Raw genomic sequence first — 17,791 nt, 5'->3', positions numbered from 1 at the left:
CGTCCGCGGCTACGCCACCGCGCTCCGCGCCAGCAGTGCGTCGATCGCGGCCAGTTCCGGCTCCGTCAGAGGCGTGGCGTCCAGGACGGCCAGGTTCTGGTCGAGCTGGCCGACGCTGCTGGCGCCGATCAGCACCGAGGTGACACGCGGGTCGCGCAGCACCCAGGTCAGCGCGAGCTGGGCCAGAGTCTGGCCGCGCTCACCCGCGAGCTTGTCGAGCGCGCGCAGCAGGGTCAGCTTCTCGTCGCTGAGCGCGTCCCGCTTGAGGAAGTGGCCGACAGCCATCCGCGAGTCGGCGGGCACCCCGTCGAGATAGCGGTCGGTGAGCTGCCCCTGTGCGAGCGGCGAGAAGGCGATGACCCCGGCGCCGACCTCATCGGAGGCGGTGATCAGCCCGTTGTGCTCGATGTGGCGGTCGAGCATGTTGTACGCGTGCTGGTTGATCAGCAGCGGGGTGCCCAGCTCCTTGAGGAGTTCGGAGGCGCGCCGCATCTGCTCGGGCGGGTAGTTGGACAGTCCGGCGTACAGGGCCTTGCCCTGCTGTACGGCCGAGGCCAGCGCCCCCACCGTCTCCTCCAGGGGCGTGTCCGGGTCGAAGCGGTGCGAGTAGAAGAGGTCGACGTACTCGACGCGCATCCGGCCCAGCGACTGGTCGAGGCTCGACAGCAGGTGCTTGCGGGAACCGAACTCGCCGTACGGGCCGGGCCACATGTCGTAGCCCGCCTTGGTGGAGAGGAACAGCTCGTCGCGGTAGGGCCGGAAGTCCTGCGCGTAGACCGTCCCGAAGTTCGCCTCGGCGCTGCCGTACGGCGGACCGTAGTTGTTCGCGAGGTCGAAGTGGGTGACGCCCCGGTCGAACGCGCGGCGCAGCACGGCGCGCTGCTTCTCCAGCGGGGCGGTGTCACCGAAGTTGTGCCACAGCCCCAGAGAGACCTGCGGCAGCCGTACACCGCTCAGACCGCTGCGCTGGAACCGCATACCCTCGTAGCGGTCGGCGGCGGCGAGATAGGGCGGTCGTTTCAACGAACTCTCCTGTGGTCGAGCAGGGCGTGAGAGCCGGTTCACCAGGCGCCCGGCGTCTAGACGCTACACACGGGGCGGACTATTGGGAACGCCTGGCCAGGGTCCGGACGTTTAGGCCGGAGCCACGCGCCGGGTCCGTCCCGGGGCCGGGCAGCCCGGTCGCGAGCCGCGCGTCGAGCACGGCGACGGCCGTGAGGACCGGCAGGGTGAAGCCCATGGCGGAGAGGAAGGCTTCCTCCCCTCCGCCGTACGGCACCGCCCGGTACGGCACCGCCCCGTTCGGCCCGGTGTCCGGCGGCCCGCCCCCGGAGAGGGTGAGCGGTGTGGCGGCCGTGGCGACACCCAGCACCGGGCCGATGTTCATCGCGGTCCGCGACGAAGAGGGTGTCGAACACTGTCTGCTCACCGGTGGCGCGCGCCTGCGGGCCCGGGCCGGTGGCGCGGTTCAGCCGATGGGCGCCGGCATGGGCACCACGTCGTACGCGAGCCCGATCGTGTCGCCGGTGGCCGGGTCGCCCAGCTCCACCCGCCAGCGGTCGGCGAACTGGTCCACGCCCTCGACCATGGGGATCGTGCCGGAGATCAGCACCGTGCCGGGCACCAGATCACCGCGCTCCCGCAGCACCTCCGCCCAGTACGCGGGGGTCAGCAGCTCGGCGAGCGTGCCGTCCTGGATGAGGGATTCCCCACCCTCGCGGCCCACCCAGGCCCGCAGGGTGAGACTGTCGAGCCGGTCCTGCACATCGGCCAGCCGCCAGGCACGGCGGGCGAGCACGTCCGGGCCCGCGTTCTTGCTCCAGGCCACCCCGTGCACCTCCAGCTCACGGTCGGTGTGGTCGCAGGCGGCGGTCAGCAGCAGCTCGCCCTCCCCGTCCACGACCAGGGCCCATTCCGCCTCGCCGGAGGTGCGCCCGTGCTGAACGCTGACCCGCTCGGTGTGCTGGGCGAGGTACGGGGAAACCGGGTACAGGGCGGGGGTGACGGACGGCGCGGGCACGCCGAGTTCGGCCAGCTCGGCCACGTGCGCGGCCACGTCGTCCTGGCTGCGGCCCGCGTAGCCGGCGTTGAGCACCTGGACGACGTCGGCCTGCCGGGTGGTGCCGTCGGGCAGTTCGAAGGTGAGCAGCGCCATGGGAGTTCTCCACATCGTTCGCGGTATCGGCGAGGTTAACTTTGCGCGGAAGGCTTGCGCATACCACCTGTATACAAGAAGTATGCCGGAAGGTCGACAGTGCGCCCTCCCCCGACGGCGGCGCGCCCCACCCAAGGACGGATGTCGTGAACCACACCAGCACGAGCACGGAACAATCGCCGCCCGGCGGCTCCGCGGTCCGCCGCGCCTTCTTCGCCAGCCTCACCGGAACCGCCCTGGAGTGGTACGACTTCGCCATCTACTCCGTGGCCGCCGCCCTGGTCTTCGGCGAGGTGTTCTTCCCCTCGGAGGACCCGGCCACCGGCACCCTGCTGGCGTTCTCCACGTACGCCGTGGGCTACGTGTCCCGCCCGCTGGGCGGTTTCGTCTTCGGCCGCCTCGGTGACAAGATCGGCCGCAAGAAGGTCCTCATCGCGACGCTCGTCCTGATCGGCGTCGCGACCCTGTTCATCGGCCTGCTCCCGTCGTACGCGACGATCGGTGTGACCGCCCCGATCGTGCTGGTGATCCTCCGCTTCGCGCAGGGCGTCGGGGTCGGCGGCGAGTGGGGCGGCGCCGTACTGCTGTCCAGCGAGTTCGGCGATCCGCGGCGGCGCGGCTTCTACGCCTCGGCCGCGCAGGTCGGCCCGCCCGCCGGAAATCTGCTGGCCAACGGCGTTCTCGCCGCTCTCGGTATCCTGCTGACGGACGAGCAGTTCGTCAGCTGGGGCTGGCGCGTGGCGTTCCTGCTCTCCGGGGTCCTGGTCGTCTTCGGGCTGTGGATCCGTACGAAGCTGGAGGAGACCCCGGTCTTCCAGGCCATGGAGGCGGAGGAGAAGCGCCCCGAGGCCCCGATCAGGGAGGTCTTCACCACCCACCCGCGGGCACTGGCCGCGGCGATCCTCAGCCGGATCGCCCCGGATGTGCTCTACGCGCTGTTCACCGTCTTCGTCCTGACGTACGCGACCGGCGAGCTCGGCATGTCACGCGGCTCGGCGCTGGCCGCCGTCCTGATCGGCTCGACGTTCCAGATCTTCCTCATCCCACTGGCCGGCGCCCTCTCGGACCGGGTCAACCGGCGCCTGCTGTACGGGATCTCGGCTGCGGCGGCCGGGGTGTGGCCGTTCCTGTTCTTCCCGCTGACCTCGGGCGGGAGCTGGCCACTGCTCGCCGCCGGTGTGGTGGTGGCGCTCGCCATCCACTCGCTGATGTACGGTCCGCAGGCGGCCTTCATCTCCGAGCAGTTCTCCCCTCGGCTGCGCTACACGGGCTCCTCGCTCGCCTACACCCTGGCCGGGGTCGTGGGCGGGGCGGTGGCTCCGCTGCTGTTCACGGCGCTGCTCGACGCGTACCACTCGTGGGTGCCGCTGGCGCTCTACATCGCGATCACCGCGGTCGTCACGATCGGCGGTGTGTGGCTGGGCCGCGACGGCGCGGACGCCGACCAGGAAGAGCCGCTGACCCCGCCCGCCGGGGGCGCGGCCGTGGCATCCGTAGGGTCGGACGAGGCACCGACCCGCTGACCGAGCCACCCCGGCTTCCCCGGCCCAGGGCACCCCGCACGCCCCACCCCGTACACACGGAAGGAACCGCCCATGCGCATCGCGCTGAGCCAGCTCACCACCGGCCCCGACCCCGAGTCGAACCTCGGGCTCCTGCGCGACGAGGCCCGGCGCGCGGCGGACGGGGGCGCCCGCGCCGTCGTCTTCCCCGAGGCCGCGATGGCCTGTTTCGGCACCCGGCTCGCCCCGCTGGCCGAACCGCTCGACGGCCCCTGGGCCGAGGGGGTCCGCCGGATCGCCGGGGACACCGGGCTCGTGGTGGTCGCGGGGATGTTCACCCCCGCGCCGGACGGCAAGGTGACCAACACACTGCTGGCCACCGGGCCAGGGGTGGAGGCGTCGTACGACAAGATCCACCTCTACGACGCCTTCGGCTTCGCCGAGTCCGACACCGTGGCGCCCGGCTCCGAGGTGGTCACGATCGATGTGGACGGTCTCCGGATCGGCCTGGCGACCTGCTACGACGTCCGCTTCCCCGAGCTGTTCCGCGCTCATGCCGACGCGGGCGCGGTCGCCTCGCTGCTGCCGGCGTCCTGGGGCGCGGGGCCGGGGAAGCGGGAGCAGTGGGAGCTGCTGACGCGCGCCCGCGCGCTCGACGCGACCCTCTGGGTCGCCGCCGTGGACCAGGCGGACCCGGCCGCGTCCGGCGCACCCACCCGGTCGAAGGCGCCCACCGGGATCGGCCACAGCGCGGTCATCGGCCCCGACGGCACGGTACGCCAGTCGCTCGGCCCGGGACCGGGGATGCTGCTGGCCGACCTTGACCCGGAGGAGGTCACGTCCGTACGCCGCGCGGTGCCGGTACTGGCCAACCGCCGTCTCTCCGAGTTGAGTTGACCGGTCCGAGAACGACAGACCCTAGCCCGCGAGGAGGACCTTGAGGGTCGTCTCCAGATGACCGTCGATCGCCGTGCACGCGGCCCCCGCGTCGCCCGCGGCGATCGCGGTCAGGATGGCCTGGTGTTCCCGCAGCACGGCCTCCTGCCGGCCCTGCTGGTTGTAGAGCGCCACCACCCCGGCCCGGATCTGCCGGCTGCGCAGCCCGTCGTAGTGGCGGGTGAGCAGCGCGTTGCCCACGGCGGCGATCATCGTGGCGTGGAACTGGTGGTCCACCGCGATGAATTCCTTGGCGTGCTGGGACCCGCTCAGCTCGCGCTGCCGCTCCAGCAGCGCCGTCAGCTCGGCGACGGGCGCCCGGCCTTCCGGGACGACCTGCTGGGCCGCGTAGCGTTCGACGATGCCGCGCAGCTCCATCAGTTCGGTGATCTCCCGCCCGGAGAGGGGGACGATCTGCGCGCCGCGCTTGGGGACGAGCCGGACCAGGTCCTCGGCGGCGAGCAGCAGCAGCGCCTCGCGGATGGGGGTACGGGAGACTCCGATACGGTCCGCGATCTCCTGTTCGGAGAGGAACCCGCCCTGGAGATCGGGGTCGGTGAGGACTTCCTCCTTGAGGAACGCGTACGCCTTCTCCCGGCCCGACGTCACGACTTCCCCCGCGGCTGCATACAACGAGTATACCGTGCCGTGCGGTACGGCCTCCTGAGGTACGGAAAGCGCCGCGCGGGTCGGGCGCCCTCGCGCCTGCCCGAAGCCGTGTCCGGTCCGGGGCCCACGGCGTCCCCCGGTCGTCGCCGCCGCGACTCCCCGGCGGCACAGTCGGAAACAGAGGCCGGGTGGAGGCGTCAACGTCCCGGCGGGCGGGGCGCCGGGGCCCCTCCCCGGCACGATCCGCCGCACCGCGCGAAACCCCCCTCCACCGAACACCCGCCGTGAGCACACCGTTCGGCCACATTCACCGGACCCGACGCCCGGCATATTCCTCTTTTTCCCTTTCCCTTCGCGGCATTTCAACAGGGCGGTCCAACTCTGTTGAATTTCTACCGACGGAACTCTCTTGAATCGGCCCGAGAAAATAGGCCAGAGTTCCGAACGCGGCGGCCAAGCACCCTGGTTGCCGCCGGACACACGGCTCCCCCTCTGTGAAACCGGCTTCCCCACGCCGTTTTCCTCCCCCCATGCACGGCCGTGTGTTCCGTGAACCGGAAGGAATGACTGTGCGAGTCTCCCGGAACATCCTCGCGGCCGCCGCCGCGGGCGCGCTGCTCTCCGTCACCGTGGTGACCGGAGCCCAGGCGGGCGAACAGACCACCGAGCGCTACGACCCGGCGATGGTCAAGGCCCTGGCCACCTCGCTCGGAGTCAGCGAGAGCGCGGCCGTGGACCGGCTGGACGATCAGGCGGACCAGCAGGCCGAGCTCTCGAAGCTGGACCAGCAGGGGGTCGCCACCGACGGCGCCTTCTTCGACAGATCCGGCTCCCTCGTCGTCAACGCCGCCGACACCCGCGCCGAACAGCGCATCGAGGACGCCGGCCTGACCCCGCGGGTGGCCGAGCACGGCCAGGCCGCGCTCGACCGCATCAAGGCGGAGCTGGACGCCAAGGCCCTCAAGCAGACGCCCGAGGGCGTCAGCGCCTGGTCGGTGGATCTCGCCACCGACACCGTCACCGTCGAGGTCAACAGCGCCCGGGGCGCGGCGGCGCAGTCCTTCCTCAAGGCCGCGAAGGCCCACGGCGACGCGGTCCGCGTGGTCGAGGGCAAGGAGGAGCTGTCCACCCAGGCCGTCGTCTCCCCGGGCGACGAGATGTCCTTCAACGGGTATGTCTGCTCGGTCGGTTACGGCGCCCGTGACGCGTCGGGCCGCCAGTACCTCGTCACCGCCGGCCACTGCATCGAGGACCTGCCCGTCCTGTCGTACAAGGGCACCCGCTTCGCCCAGGGCACCAACACCCGGTTCGCGGTCGGCAGCCGCAGCGTCGACATGGGCATCGCGGCCGTCGACTCGGGCAGCTCCATCGCCACGCAGGTCGGCACGTACGGCAGCGCGGGCACCGTCGCCGTCCAGGGCAGCACGCGGGCCGCGTCCGGCGCCGCCCTGTGCAAGTCGGGCCGTACGACCTTCTGGACCTGCGGCAAGGTCAACTCGTACAACGTGACCGTCACCTACAGCGACGCCAACGGCGGCCCCGACACGGTCGTCACCGGCCTGGGCAGCTCCTCGGTCTGCACCCAGGGCGGCGACAGCGGCGGCGCCTACATCTCCGGCAACCAGGCCCAGGGGATGACCTCGGGCGGCCCGTCCGCGCAGCGCTGCACCGGCAGTGTCAACTCGCCCGGCTCCTCCTACTTCCAGCCGCTGGGCGACGCCCTCTCGTACTACGGTCTCACCCTCAACACCAACTGAACGCTCCCGGGCGGTCACGCCCGGAGCGTCGCACCACGGGCCGCCCCCACCGGCCCCCAGGACCGCCCATCGGATACGGTGGGCGGTCCTGCCCGTGCGGGCACGGCGCGCCGGCACCGCTCGACCCGGAGGGGGAATCCAGTGGACCAGGACCCGGATCCCTCCTCGCCCGTCTTCGCCGAGGTCTTCCAGCAGGCCATCAAGAGACGCGGGCTCGCCCTGGAACGCGTACGCAGCCGGCTCGCGGAACAGTCCATCCAGATCAGCCTGACCACCCTCAGCTACTGGCAGCGGGGGCGCAGCGAGCCCGAACGGGCCGATTCGCTGCGGGCCGTGGACGCACTGGAGACCATCCTCGAACTGCCGCCCGGCACGCTGCGCTCGCTGATCGGTCCGTACCGCCCCCGTGGCCGGGTCGCGTCTCCCGCCCACGACCTCAGCTCCTCCCACCGTGTGTTCGGGGAGAACTCCCTGGCGGAACAGATCCTCGGCCCCGACTTCGCGCGGCTCAACGAGGCCATCAGCACGCTGAGTATCCGGGAGACCGTCACCATCGACGAGAACCGGCGGCTGTGCTCCATCGCCATCCAGCAGGTGCTGCGCGCGGCCCGCGAGGGCGCCGACCGGCTCACCGCCGTCCACACCGTCGACAGCGGGGCCCGCGCGGTGCGTACCACGGTGCGCTGCGGAATTCCCGGACCTGTCCGCTTTCTTCCCGAAGTGAGTACGGTCGTCCTCGACATAGAGTTCGGACGGAAACTCGCGAAGAACGAGACGGTGGTCATCGACTACACCCTCTCCGTCGATCCCGGGGACGGCACGGACGACCATTACGAGCGCCGCACCCGCGTCCGGCTGCGGGATTATCTGCTCCATGTCTATTTTCATCCGGCGGCGCTCCCGGCGGTCAGCCACCGTTATTACCGCGAGCACTCCGGGGCGGAAAAGAGCTACAACCACCGGGTCGCGCTGGACGCCTCGCACACCGTCCACTCGGCGCCCGGCCGCTGCCCCGCGGGCATCCACGGCGTCTCCTGGGAGTGGCCCGAGCAGCCACGGCCGCGCCTCTGAACGGGGCGGACGGGTGACGCAAGCGGAATCGCGTCTTCTAGTTGAAGATATCTTCAATTCACCATCCCACATAAGTCGTTAGTCGATAAACTTGTCATCCTGAGGGTTCACAGGGCGAGAGGACCGGGGTTCATGGCAAGCGCGGACGTGGCACTGAAGGACGCGATGATGATCGAGGGCGCCATGGGCGCCGCTCTGGTCGACTACACCAGCGGTATGGCGCTGGGCACGCTGGGTGGGAGCAGGGATCTGGACCTCGCCGTCGCCGCGGCGGGGAACACCGATGTCGTACGGGCCAAGATGCGGACCCTGGAAACGCTCGGCATCCGGGACGCCATCGAGGACATCCTGATCACGCTGGGCTCCCAGTACCACGTGATCCGGCCCCTGTCCGGCTCGGCCGACCAGGGACTGTTCCTGTATCTCGTACTGGACCGGGCGCGCGCCAATCTGGCCATGGCGCGCCACCAGTTGAAGCGGATCGAGCACGAGGTGGACGTGTAGGGCTACCGGCGGCCCCGCGGCGGGGTGGCGCCGGAATCCGCGGCGCGCAGATCGGCGAGGAGTTCGGCCTGCCCTGCCAGTACCCCGGAGAGAATCGCCCGTGCGACGCCCAGCAGGTCCGCGAGATACGGATGGGCGAGCGCGTAGTGGACGGCCGAGCCCTCCCGGCGCGTCACGACGAGATTGGCGCGGCGCAGTACGGCCAACTGCTGGGAGAGCTGGGCGGGCTCCACCCCGACCTCAGGAAGCATCTCGGAGACCGCGTGCTCCCGCTCGCTGAGCAGTTCGAGCACCCGGATACGGACGGGGTGCCCCAGTGTCTTGAAGAACTCGGCCTTCAGTTGGTACAGCGGCGCGCTCACCGGCCTTGCCTCATTTCCCGCTCGTACCGCGTACAGCGCATCTGCCCGGAAGCCCCTGCCAGGGGGCCGTTCTCGTACTGTCAGGAGCGTCACACCCGTGTGACGCCCCGGGGAAAATCCCACAGTACCGGCCGGATTCCCAGGGTATACAGGCTCCATGGTGGACCGACCCTCCCCGCTCACCGGCCGGCCGGGGCGCCGTTGCCGAGGAGGTCGTCCACGAGGCGGCGCGCGTACGCGGCGTCCAGTCCGGCCGGGCGGAAGAGGATGCGGTACATCAGGGGCGCGACGACGCGGTCCATGGCCGTTTCGACCGTGGGGGTGTGCTCCTCGCGGTCGGTCGCGCGGGCGAGGACGACATCGATCTGCCCGGCCGCGTAGGCGGAGCACCGGCCGGCGTTGTCGCCGTCCGGGTCACCGAGCAGCGCGTCACGGATGTAGGCGCGGCCCGAGGGCGACGCCATCTCGTCGAGGAACTGTTCGGCCCAGGCCGTCAGGTCGGACCGCAGGTCGCCGTGGTTCTCCGGCGCCGTGTCGGGGCGCAGGCGCTCCACCGCGACGTCCGACAGCAGCTCCTGGAGATCGCCCCAGCGGCGGTAGATCGTCGAAGGGGTGACTCCGGCGCGCTGGGCCACCAGCGGCACTGTCAGGGCGTCGCGGCCCACCTCGGCCAGGAGTTCGCGTACAGCGGTGTGCACCGACGCCTGGACCCGGGCGCTGCGGCCACCGGGGCGCACCATCTGTCTACGGCTCATGAAGCCAGCTTAAAGCACATTCCTTGCGTTTAGGTGTCACCCGACCGGCGTAGCGGCCGGACCGGCCCCCACCCCGGACCGGTCCCGCTCAGGACCGGCCCCACTCCGGCACCCCGCGACGCTCTCAGGCCACCGGCGCCAGCGACCTGGCCGGCCGCGTCCGCTCGTACGCGTGACCGACCCTCAGCAGCGCGCGCTCCCCGAGGGGCCGGCCGAGGAGCTGCATGCCGATCGGCATGCCCGCCGCGTCATGGCCGACCGGGACGGACAGCGCCGGCACCCCGGTGATGTTGGCGGGCACGGAGAGGCGCACCAGAGCGTCGGAGACGCCCTCGACCGTACCGTCGGGCCAGGTGACCGCCTCCTGACCGGCCCGCACCGCGGTGATCGGGACCGTCGGGGCGGCGATCACGTCGACCTCCGCCAGCATGCGGGCCCACTCCCCCCGCATCAGCGTCCGGGCGCGCTGGGCGCGCAGATGGTCGCCCGCGGGCATCAGCTCACCGGCCTCCAGGAGGATACGGACGTCCGCCTGGTACAGCTCGGGGGCCGTACGCAGGGTGTCCGCGTGGTAGGCGGTGGCCTCCGGCACCATCAGCCCCCACTGCACGGCCTGGATGTAGCGGGTCATCGGGATGTCGACGTCGACGAGGTGTGCGCCGAGGGCCGCCAGCTCCTCGATGGCGCGCCGGACGGCGCTCTCCACCTCCGTGTCGACCCGGTCGAAGTAGTAGGTACGCGGCACGCCGATCCGTACCCCCGTCAGGTCCGTACCCCCGCCGGGGCGGTGGTCCACGGCGGGGGTGGCCAGGGAGGCGGGGTCGCGCGGGTCGTGCCCGGCGAGCGCGGTCAGGACGATGCCCGCATCCTCGACGGTGCGGGTGATCGGGCCGACGTGGTCCAGCGACCAGGACAGGGAGGTGACGCCGTGACGGGGGACGAGACCGTAGGTCGGTTTGAGGCCGACGACCCCGTTGAGCGCCGAGGGCACACGGATCGACCCTCCGGTGTCGGTACCCAGGGCGAAGGTGGCCGCGCCCGAGGCGACGGCGACGGCGGACCCGCCGCTGGAGCCGCCGGCGATCCGGTCGCGGTCCCACGCGTTGGTGGTCTGCGGGGTGGTCAGTCCATAGGCGAACTCGTGGGTGTGCGTCTTGCCGACGAGGATCGCGCCGGCCTCCGTCAGCCGCGCGGCGACCGTGCTGTCGGCCCGCGCGCGATGGCCGGCGCGGACCCGGGAGCTGGCCGTGGTGGCCAGTCCGGCGACGTCGATCAGGTCCTTGAGCCCGGTCGGGACGGCGTGCAGGGGCCCTCGGTGGCTGCCCCGAGCCATGTCGCGCTCGGCCTCGCGCGCCGCCCCGCGCGCCCGCTCCGCGGTGACCGTGACATAGGCGCCGACGTGCGGTTCTACCTGCTCGATGCGGTCGAGGACCGAGTCCACCAGTTCGACGGGGGAGAGCCGGCGGGCCCGGATCGCGTCCGCGGCGGCGGCCAGGGACAGCTCATACGGTCGCATCGTGCGGCTCCTCTCCGGCGCGGTAGGCCGCGGCGGGCGGGGTGTCGCCGAAGTCCAGCTCGCGCAGGACGGCGACGACGGAGTGGATGTGATCCGCGGTGGCCGCGACCGCATGGTGGCGGTCGGCGGGCAGCGGAAGTCCGGCACGGGCGGCCCAGCGGGCGGCCTCGGGCGGCGTGAGGGCGGAGGAGGACATGGGCGTTCTCTCCTGGTCGGGGTGATCGGGGTGATGGGGGTGGGAGCGACGTGGCACGCCACAACAAAAGCTATTGGTTTGCTTTAGTGCGACTGTAGGTTCTACGGTGACTTAAAGCAAATAGATTGCGTTTATCGAACGAAGTCCCCTGTGACGAAGTCCCCTGTCCAGCGCCCTGTCCGACGCAGCCGCGTACGGCTCGGGCCGGGCCGCCCGGGTCCGGGCGACGCCGACGCCCGTCTCCACCGAAGAGCAAAGGAAAGACGAACCATGCGGACCCCTCCCGCCACTCCCCTGCCCTCCTGGACCGTGGGCGACCTCACCGTCCACCGCGTCGACGAGGTCGCTCTGCCGCCCGCGACCGGACCGTGGCTGCTGCCCGACGCCACCCCCGAGGTGGTGACCGGCCGGAACTGGCTGCGCCCCGACTTCGCCGACCGCGCGGGCGTCCTGCGGCTCGACAGCCACAGCTTCGCGTTCACCGTGGACGGCGTACGTGTGCTGGTCGACACCGGCATCGGCAACGGCAAGGAGCGGGCCAACCCGGCCTGGCACGACCTGCGGACCGACTTCCTGGAGCGCCTGACCGCCGGCGGATTCCCTCCGGACTCCGTCGACCTGGTGATCCTCACCCACCTGCACGCCGACCACGTCGGCTGGAACACCCGGAAGGCGGACGGCGCATGGGTCCCCACCTTCCCCCGCGCCCGCTACCTCACCTCCCGCACCGAGCGGGAGTTCTGGGCCGGTTACGCCATGGACGAGGCGCGCCGGCAGATGTTCCGCGACTCCGTGATCCCGGTCGAGCGGGCGGGTCTGCTGGACGTCGTCGATGTGCCGGCCGAGGGCGCCGAGATCGTCCCGGGGCTGCGCCTGGTCCCCACGCCCGGCCACACCCCCGGCCATGTCGCCGTCCGGCTGACCAGCCGGGGCGGGACGGCGCTGATCACCGGCGACTGCGTCCACCACCCGGTCCAGCTCGCCCACCCCGCCATCGGCGCCTGCGTCGACATCGACCCGCGGCGCTCCGAGGCCACGCGCCACGAACTGCTCGGCGCCCTGGCCGGTACGGACACCCTCCTCCTCGGCACCCACTTCGCACCGCCCACCGCCGGCCGCGTGATCACGGACGGGAACGCCTACCGGCTGCTCCCCGTCCCCGCCGTCTGACCGGCCGCCCGGCCCAGCCGGAGCTCACGTGGCCCGTACCGGAGCGGCCCGTGCGAACGGCATCGGGTCGCTCCGGTGCGGGAGGGCCCGCGTGGCGGTCAGCCCCTGGCGACCGCGATGCTGCCCTTGAGGCGTTCACCGGCCTCGTACACCATGTAGGGCACGCCCCCTTCGGTGCCGAAACTGGGGGCGGCGCTGCGGCCGTTGTCGGGCGCGCCGCTCCCGGAGTCGTAGAAGCGGCCGAGGTGGCGGCGGAGTGTGAAGTCCTTCCCGACCTCGGTGATCATGAGGTCGCCGCCGCTCGACTTGTCCTTGTTGTAGACGACGTAGGCGCTGCCGTTGCGGGTCAGCAGGTGCGGGCCGCCGATGTTGACGGCCGACACGTCGGTGTGGCTGACGAGGGCCTTCTGGTCGAAGGTCCAGGTGCGGCCGTCCGCCGACCAGCCCCAGTGGATGTCCCGGTGGTTGGACTTGTTGTTCAGCATGAAGAGCATCACGTAGTGGGCGTTCTTCGCGGCCAGTTCGTGCGGGAAGACCCGGGCGTACGAGGTCTCGGTGGTGCCGGCCGGCAGCATCGACGTGGTGAGGACCGTCTTGTCGTAGGTGAAGTTGATGCCGTCCTTGGACCGGGCCAGACGCGTCGTGGTGTTCTCGCCGTGGAAGTAGAGCCACATCTCCTTGGCGCTCTCGTTCCACATCACATGGGGGGAGGACACATGGCTCACGGAGTAGTGCGGCTGCCAGACGTTCGCGACGATCGGGTTGCGCGGGTACTCGGTGAAGGGACCTTCTATGTGGTCCCCGTAGGCGAGGCAGATCCCGCCGGGCGCGTCGTGCGGCGCGTAGTAGAGGTAGTAGCGGCCCAGCGGCGCCGACAGCCGCCCCTTGGTGCCCCGGATACAGGGGAAGATGATCTCGCCGGTGGGGTTGTACGTGAGCTGTGAGGGCGTCAGAAGGGTTTTGACGTAACGGTAGTCGGGGAAACCGCCCGGGGCCGCGGCCGGTGCGGCGGCCAGCGCCGGGGAGGCCGGGGAGGCCGTGGCACCGACGGCGAGCGCCGCGGCGGTCGCGCCCGCCGACTTGAGGAGGATACGGCGGCTGGGCTGGGGTGTCTCGTGCATGGAGTGCTCCGTCCCGATGGGTGGTAGGGGTGTACCGGAGATGGGCGGTCAGAGGGCGGTGGCCGCGGTGACGCAGAAACCGCCGAGGGCGACGAACCAGACGTAGGGCAGGGTGCGCGCCATCACCTGCTGGGGGCCGACCCCCGCGTACTGGGCGCTCCACACGGTCTGCGTGCTGGTGGGGTCGGCGACGCCGAACACCTGGTTGTAGGAGGCGGTGAGGCCCAGGACGGCGACGGCCGGGTAGATGCCGGCGGCGATGAGGACGCCCGCGATGCCCGCGCCGAGGCCGTACACGTTGAGCGGTCCCCGGTACAGGCACAGCGGCACCAGCGCCGTGAAGACCACGACGAACAGCACCGGGTTCTGCGGGCTGACCGCCTTGACGAGGGGTTCGAGCGCGTTCACGGCGCCGGGGAGCTTGACCGCGGCGAGCAGGATGCCGATGGCCACGAACAGGGTGATGGGCGCGGCGGCCACCTCGAAGCCGTTGTACAGGGTGCGCAGCAGCCGGCGGTTCATGTCGCGTGGGCGGGTGGTGGTCACGAGTGCGTAGAGGACCCCGGCGAGCAGCGAGGGGATGATCGCGATCTCGAACCCGAGGGCCAGTACGAGGGGGACGACCGGGGTGAGCAGCGCGTACCAGGGGGCGTCGCCGAGGAGGGCGCGCCGTCGGCCGGCCCGGGTGCGCGGCTCCTCCGTACGGAAGGCCCAGGCGTGTTCGACCCCGCGCCTGCGGGACTCGACAAGGACGAACAGGACGGCGGCGGTCAGCGCGAACGGGAAGAGCTTGATCATGAAGTCGCGTACCTCGGGGACCGGCAGTTCGAGGGCGCTGGAGAAGAACTGCCACACCGGCAGCTCGAAGGGCATCCCCGCGGCGATGCCCATGAGGATCGTCCCGGCGGCGGTCACCTTGGGGATGCCGACGGCGATCATGGCGGGGATGCCGATGATGCCGGCGAGCATCGCCGCGGGCGCGGAGCCGGTCACGGTGCCGATGAGGGTCGAGACCATCAGTACACCGAGCGCGACGACCGTGGGCCGGTCGCCGCCGAACTCGACTATCTTGCGGACGAGGGTGCCGGCGATGCCGGTCTCGTCGAGCAGCTTCCCCAGCCAGGAGCCCAGCAGGATCGCGATCATCGTCGCGGCGAGCATGGGGGCGCCCTCTTGGAGGACCGTGTCGAAGACGCTGTTCTCGCCGGTGACCGGGGCGCCCGAGACGAGGGCGATGACCACGCCGAGCAGGACGAGCGCGAAGGCGGTGGGGAGTTTCTTGGTGAGCATCGCGGCGACACCGGCCGCCATGATGATCAGGATGACGATGCCCATGACTTACTTCTCTCTTGCCGGGGCGGCGGACGCGGCCAGGGCGGCGGACAGCAGGAGCGGGCTGCGGCCCAGGCCGCAGACGGATTGCGCGTAGGCGTGCGCGGCGAGTTCGTCGGCGCCCGCGACATGCGCGAGGACCCGCAGGCGCCCGAGGCGCAGCGCGGTGTGGCCGAGGGCCTCCTTGAGCGCGGTGCGCCCGGGACCGTGGTGCAGCCGTTCGTGGACGGTCTCGTGGGCGAGGGCGGCGGCGCGCACCGAGCCGGCCGGGAACCACTCCCGCCAGCCGTGGGCGGTCACCAGGCGCTCCGCCGCGGCGAGGGAGTCCGTGTACAGCTCGACGGTGGGGGGCCGGGAGGTGTAGCGGGCGAGGAGCCCGCGCTCCAGGCCGCCTTCGCGCTCCACGATCCGCAGCGGGGCGGACGTCTCCGCGGGGGCCAGTGCGGCACCGAACCCGGCGGCGGTGGCGGCCCAGTGGCGCAGCAGTACGGGGTCGCGGCCCTCGTGCAGCGAGAGGGAGCCGAGGAAGCGCGCGCCGTACTCGATGTCGTCGACGGCGGCGAGGCCGGCGGCCGGCGGGGTGGCGGTGGGGCGGGTCATGACCGCTCCTCCACGATGGCGACGACGGGCTCGTCGCCGGGGCGGCCTTCCATCTCGGTGCGGGCCAGCGCGAGCAGGGGCCCCGGGTCGAGCACCCCGGAGAGGTCGGCGATGCGGGAGCCGATGAGCAGCCGCAGCGCGGGAGCCCGTACCCCGCCGTCGCCGTAGGCGGTGGCCTCGCCGACAAGCGCGGCGAGGGTCTGCTGCGCGGAGGCGACGGTGGTGGTGCTCACCCGCGCGTCGGGGGCGTGCAGCCGGACCACGCCGTCGGCGTCGACGACGCGCACGGGCCGGCGTACGCGGCGCAGTCTGCGGCGCAGTTCGGTGCCGTAGACGGTGTAGGCGGGGGTGCCCGCGAGGATGTCGACCCGGTGTTCGGGGACCTTGAGGCTCGCGGCGGCCAGTCGCAGACGTTCGGCGTCGTCGGCGCGGTGGGCGCGGTCCTGGGTGCGCAGTTCGGTGGCGCCGGTGGCGACGGCGCGCACGGTGTTGGTCTGCGGGTCGACGGTGACCTCCACCTCGACGGCGTCGGCGACGGCGCCCTGGGCGACGACGGCCCGTTCGGCCTCGGAGCGCACCGCGAGGATGTCCTCCTGGCCGGCGCCGGGGATGATCCGTTCGACCTGTTCGCGGACGAGGGCGAGGGCGACCCCGATGGGGCTGATGACCTCGCTGTGCGCGGCGATACGGCCCTGGTGGCCGGTGGTGGCGGCCAGGTGCGGAGTGACGGCGGCGGCGCCGCCTCCACCGCCGACGAGCTGGACGGTGTCCTTGTCGAGGCGGTAGTCGTCGATCATGGCGTCGACGACGGTGCCGATCTGGGCGATCGCGGCGTCGAGCACCTGGGTGGCGGCGGTGTCGATGTCGGTGCCGAGCGCGGCCGCCAGCGGGGCGAGCGCGGCGCGGGCCACCTCGCGGTCGGCGCGCGCGAAGTCGCCCTCGGGCACCCGGCCCAGGGCGTTGGCGGCGCAGGTCAGGGTGAGCGCGTAGCGGCCGCCCGCGGCGTCGAGGACCACATGGTCCGCGGCGTCCTCGGGCAGCGGGCGTACGGTGGCGAGCCGTGCGCCGGCGAGATCGTCGGCGGGGGCGAAGCAGGCGTAGGGCAGTGCGGCGATGTGCGCGCTGCGCGGGCCGACGGTGGTGACCTTCCCGCCGCCGATGCGGATCATCGAGCCGCCGCCGACGCCTACGGTGCGTACGTCGAGCGCGGAGAGGTAGGAGGACCTGCCGAGGAGGGTCGCGTGGCGCACGGCGACCTTGCCCCGGCGTACGACACTGATGTCGGTGGAGGTGCCGCCGGTCTCCAGGAAGACGCCCTCGCTGACGCGTTCGCGCATCAGCGCCCCGGCGACGCCGGCCGCGGGGCCGGACAGCACGGTCAGCAGGGGGCGGCGGCGCATCTCGTCGAGTGACATGACACCGCCGTCGCAGCGCATCACCATGAGCGGGGCGGTGACGCCGGCCTTGGTGATGGAGGCGTCCACGAGGTCGGCGGTGGCGAACATCTTGGGCAGGATCGCGGCGTTGACGACGGCGGTGCGGCTGCGCTTCTGCAGGCCGTACAGCGAGGTGATGTCGTGGGCGGCGGTCATCGGCAGACCGCGCTCGGCGGCCACCTCCCGTACCGCGTCCTCCCCTTCGGGGCGGTCCACGCTGAAGGGCTGGGTGGCGACCAGGACCTGGGCGCCGCCGCGGGCCGCCGCGTCGACGGCGGACTCGACGGCGGCCCGGTCCCCGGGGTCGGCGATGTGCGCGTAGGTCAGCGGGAGCCGCTTGCCGGGGGAGAGTTCGAGCTTGGCGAGGGAGGCGAGGCGGCGGGTGAAGGCCGCCCCGGCTCCGGTGCCGATGCCGAGCAGTCCGACGGTGGCCACGTCGCCCTCCAGCAGGGCGTTGGTAGCCTGTGTGGTGCCGTGGGCCAGGAAGGCGACGTCCTCAGGGGCGTGTCCGGTCTGGGCCAGCAGGCGGTCGAGTGCTTCCACGATGCCGTGGGCCACCCCGTCCTGATGATGGTGGCTGGTGGGAACCTTCACCTGTCCGAGCAGGTCGAGGGTCGTGGCGTCCACGGCCACGGCGTCGGTGAAGGTCCCGCCCACGTCGATGCCGACGCGTATGCGGTGGGTGTTCATGTCCGGGCACCTCCTTGTGCTGGGTCGGCGCTGACGCGGGCGGTGGGCCGGGCGGGGCAGGTGGAGCTGCTCCCGTCCG

Annotated in this window: 18 protein-coding genes; 6 read left to right on the top strand and 12 right to left on the bottom strand. The window is 71.9% G+C overall.

Translation table 11 applies throughout. From position 1 onward, the window contains the following. Positions 1 to 9 precede the first annotated feature (9 nt). The 3 genes from ACIQ7D_RS01915 to ACIQ7D_RS01905 form a co-directional block, all read right to left on the bottom strand. Complete coding sequence (locus ACIQ7D_RS01915) at positions 10 to 978, bottom strand: aldo/keto reductase (protein ID WP_403933767.1); 969 nt, start codon at positions 976 to 978, stop codon at positions 10 to 12. Between the two features lie 124 nt (positions 979 to 1,102). Then, positions 1,103 to 1,387 (bottom strand): hypothetical protein, encoded by a 285-nt coding sequence (locus ACIQ7D_RS01910; RefSeq protein WP_403932412.1) that lies wholly within the window; start codon positions 1,385 to 1,387, stop codon positions 1,103 to 1,105. A gap of 81 nt (positions 1,388 to 1,468) precedes the next feature. Then, positions 1,469 to 2,155 (bottom strand): DUF2848 domain-containing protein, encoded by a 687-nt coding sequence (locus ACIQ7D_RS01905; protein WP_403932410.1) that lies wholly within the window; start codon positions 2,153 to 2,155, stop codon positions 1,469 to 1,471. A gap of 146 nt (positions 2,156 to 2,301) precedes the next feature. Here ACIQ7D_RS01905 and ACIQ7D_RS01900 point away from each other — a divergent pair, with 146 nt between their 5' ends. Next, positions 2,302 to 3,678 carry an MFS transporter gene (locus ACIQ7D_RS01900; RefSeq protein WP_403932407.1) on the top strand — a complete coding sequence of 459 codons (1,377 nt, stop codon included), beginning with the start codon at positions 2,302 to 2,304 and terminating at the stop codon, positions 3,676 to 3,678. Positions 3,679 to 3,750: 72 nt separating this feature from the next. Next, complete coding sequence (locus tag ACIQ7D_RS01895; protein WP_403932404.1) at positions 3,751 to 4,554, top strand: carbon-nitrogen hydrolase family protein; 804 nt, start codon at positions 3,751 to 3,753, stop codon at positions 4,552 to 4,554. A gap of 21 nt (positions 4,555 to 4,575) precedes the next feature. Here the strand turns inward: ACIQ7D_RS01895 and ACIQ7D_RS01890 are convergent, their stop codons facing one another. Then, positions 4,576 to 5,202: a GntR family transcriptional regulator gene (locus ACIQ7D_RS01890; protein WP_403932401.1), complete on the bottom strand. Its 627-nt coding sequence runs from the start codon at positions 5,200 to 5,202 to the stop codon at positions 4,576 to 4,578. Between the two features lie 569 nt (positions 5,203 to 5,771). Between ACIQ7D_RS01890 and ACIQ7D_RS01885 the strand changes: the two genes are divergently transcribed. From ACIQ7D_RS01885 to ACIQ7D_RS01875, 3 genes are all read left to right on the top strand, one after another. Continuing rightward, on the top strand, positions 5,772 to 6,959 hold the full coding sequence (locus ACIQ7D_RS01885) for a S1 family peptidase (protein ID WP_403932398.1): 1,188 nt from the start codon (positions 5,772 to 5,774) through the stop codon (positions 6,957 to 6,959). A 141-nt stretch (positions 6,960 to 7,100) separates the two neighbouring features. Continuing rightward, the gene (locus tag ACIQ7D_RS01880) at positions 7,101 to 8,030 is read left to right on the top strand and encodes an XRE family transcriptional regulator (RefSeq protein ID WP_403932395.1); all 930 of its coding nucleotides are present in this window, start codon (positions 7,101 to 7,103) and stop codon (positions 8,028 to 8,030) included. 132 nt (positions 8,031 to 8,162) lie between these two features. Next, positions 8,163 to 8,534, top strand: coding sequence for a hypothetical protein (locus ACIQ7D_RS01875; protein WP_403932393.1), 372 nt, complete (start codon positions 8,163 to 8,165; stop codon positions 8,532 to 8,534). Between the two features lie 2 nt (positions 8,535 to 8,536). On the opposite strand, the gene ACIQ7D_RS01870 is transcribed toward ACIQ7D_RS01875, so the two are convergent. The 4 genes from ACIQ7D_RS01870 to ACIQ7D_RS01855 form a co-directional block, all read right to left on the bottom strand. Beyond that, a complete protein-coding gene (locus tag ACIQ7D_RS01870) occupies positions 8,537 to 8,896 on the bottom strand; it encodes an ArsR/SmtB family transcription factor (protein ID WP_403932391.1) in 360 nt (119 codons plus the stop codon). Positions 8,897 to 9,075: 179 nt separating this feature from the next. Further along, positions 9,076 to 9,636: a TetR/AcrR family transcriptional regulator gene (locus ACIQ7D_RS01865; RefSeq protein WP_403933765.1), complete on the bottom strand. Its 561-nt coding sequence runs from the start codon at positions 9,634 to 9,636 to the stop codon at positions 9,076 to 9,078. 139 nt (positions 9,637 to 9,775) lie between these two features. After that, the gene (locus tag ACIQ7D_RS01860) at positions 9,776 to 11,167 is read right to left on the bottom strand and encodes an amidase (protein ID WP_403932389.1); all 1,392 of its coding nucleotides are present in this window, start codon (positions 11,165 to 11,167) and stop codon (positions 9,776 to 9,778) included. Next, entirely contained in the window at positions 11,154 to 11,363 is a 210-nt protein-coding gene (locus ACIQ7D_RS01855; protein ID WP_403932386.1) for a hypothetical protein, read from the bottom strand. Before ACIQ7D_RS01855 ends, ACIQ7D_RS01860 begins: the two co-directional genes overlap by 14 nt. A gap of 270 nt (positions 11,364 to 11,633) precedes the next feature. Here ACIQ7D_RS01855 and ACIQ7D_RS01850 point away from each other — a divergent pair, with 270 nt between their 5' ends. Beyond that, positions 11,634 to 12,533 (top strand): MBL fold metallo-hydrolase, encoded by a 900-nt coding sequence (locus tag ACIQ7D_RS01850; RefSeq protein ID WP_403932383.1) that lies wholly within the window; start codon positions 11,634 to 11,636, stop codon positions 12,531 to 12,533. Between the two features lie 98 nt (positions 12,534 to 12,631). Here the strand turns inward: ACIQ7D_RS01850 and ACIQ7D_RS01845 are convergent, their stop codons facing one another. Genes ACIQ7D_RS01845 through ACIQ7D_RS01830 form a run of 4 tightly spaced genes read right to left on the bottom strand, consistent with a single transcriptional unit; the run spans position 12,632 to position 17,712 of the window. Then, on the bottom strand, positions 12,632 to 13,654 hold the full coding sequence (locus tag ACIQ7D_RS01845) for a hypothetical protein (protein WP_403932380.1): 1,023 nt from the start codon (positions 13,652 to 13,654) through the stop codon (positions 12,632 to 12,634). 48 nt (positions 13,655 to 13,702) lie between these two features. Next, a complete protein-coding gene (locus tag ACIQ7D_RS01840; protein ID WP_403932379.1) occupies positions 13,703 to 14,989 on the bottom strand; it encodes a TRAP transporter large permease subunit in 1,287 nt (428 codons plus the stop codon). Positions 14,990 to 14,992: 3 nt separating this feature from the next. Continuing rightward, entirely contained in the window at positions 14,993 to 15,586 is a 594-nt protein-coding gene (locus ACIQ7D_RS01835; RefSeq protein ID WP_403932377.1) for a hypothetical protein, read from the bottom strand. Continuing rightward, a complete protein-coding gene (locus ACIQ7D_RS01830; protein WP_403932374.1) occupies positions 15,583 to 17,712 on the bottom strand; it encodes a hydantoinase/oxoprolinase family protein in 2,130 nt (709 codons plus the stop codon). Before ACIQ7D_RS01830 ends, ACIQ7D_RS01835 begins: the two co-directional genes overlap by 4 nt. Positions 17,713 to 17,791 lie beyond the last annotated feature (79 nt).

The sequence above is a fragment of the Streptomyces sp. NPDC096310 genome, from assembly GCF_044763125.1.
Lineage (GTDB): Bacteria > Actinomycetota > Actinomycetes > Streptomycetales > Streptomycetaceae > Streptomyces.
Note: the sequence above shows the minus strand (reverse complement) of the source record. Positions and strands in the feature narration are given on the sequence as shown.

Excerpts from the sequence above, each read along its gene's own strand:
- ACIQ7D_RS01875 (WP_403932393.1), top strand. The coding sequence starts at position 8,163 with ATGGCAAGCGCGGACGTGGCACTGAAGGACGCGATGATGATCGAGGGC.
- ACIQ7D_RS01915 (WP_403933767.1), bottom strand. The coding sequence starts at position 978 with ATGCGGTTCCAGCGCAGCGGTCTGAGCGGTGTACGGCTGCCGCAGGTC.
- ACIQ7D_RS01855 (WP_403932386.1), bottom strand. The coding sequence starts at position 11,363 with ATGTCCTCCTCCGCCCTCACGCCGCCCGAGGCCGCCCGCTGGGCCGCC.
- ACIQ7D_RS01860 (WP_403932389.1), bottom strand. The coding sequence starts at position 11,167 with ATGCGACCGTATGAGCTGTCCCTGGCCGCCGCCGCGGACGCGATCCGG.
- ACIQ7D_RS01840 (WP_403932379.1), bottom strand. The coding sequence starts at position 14,989 with ATGGGCATCGTCATCCTGATCATCATGGCGGCCGGTGTCGCCGCGATG.
- ACIQ7D_RS01905 (WP_403932410.1), bottom strand. The coding sequence starts at position 2,155 with ATGGCGCTGCTCACCTTCGAACTGCCCGACGGCACCACCCGGCAGGCC.
- ACIQ7D_RS01830 (WP_403932374.1), bottom strand. The coding sequence starts at position 17,712 with ATGAACACCCACCGCATACGCGTCGGCATCGACGTGGGCGGGACCTTC.
- ACIQ7D_RS01895 (WP_403932404.1), top strand. The coding sequence starts at position 3,751 with ATGCGCATCGCGCTGAGCCAGCTCACCACCGGCCCCGACCCCGAGTCG.
- ACIQ7D_RS01845 (WP_403932380.1), bottom strand. The coding sequence starts at position 13,654 with ATGCACGAGACACCCCAGCCCAGCCGCCGTATCCTCCTCAAGTCGGCG.
- ACIQ7D_RS01910 (WP_403932412.1), bottom strand. The coding sequence starts at position 1,387 with ATGAACATCGGCCCGGTGCTGGGTGTCGCCACGGCCGCCACACCGCTC.
- ACIQ7D_RS01835 (WP_403932377.1), bottom strand. The coding sequence starts at position 15,586 with ATGACCCGCCCCACCGCCACCCCGCCGGCCGCCGGCCTCGCCGCCGTC.
- ACIQ7D_RS01865 (WP_403933765.1), bottom strand. The coding sequence starts at position 9,636 with ATGGTGCGCCCCGGTGGCCGCAGCGCCCGGGTCCAGGCGTCGGTGCAC.
- ACIQ7D_RS01850 (WP_403932383.1), top strand. The coding sequence starts at position 11,634 with ATGCGGACCCCTCCCGCCACTCCCCTGCCCTCCTGGACCGTGGGCGAC.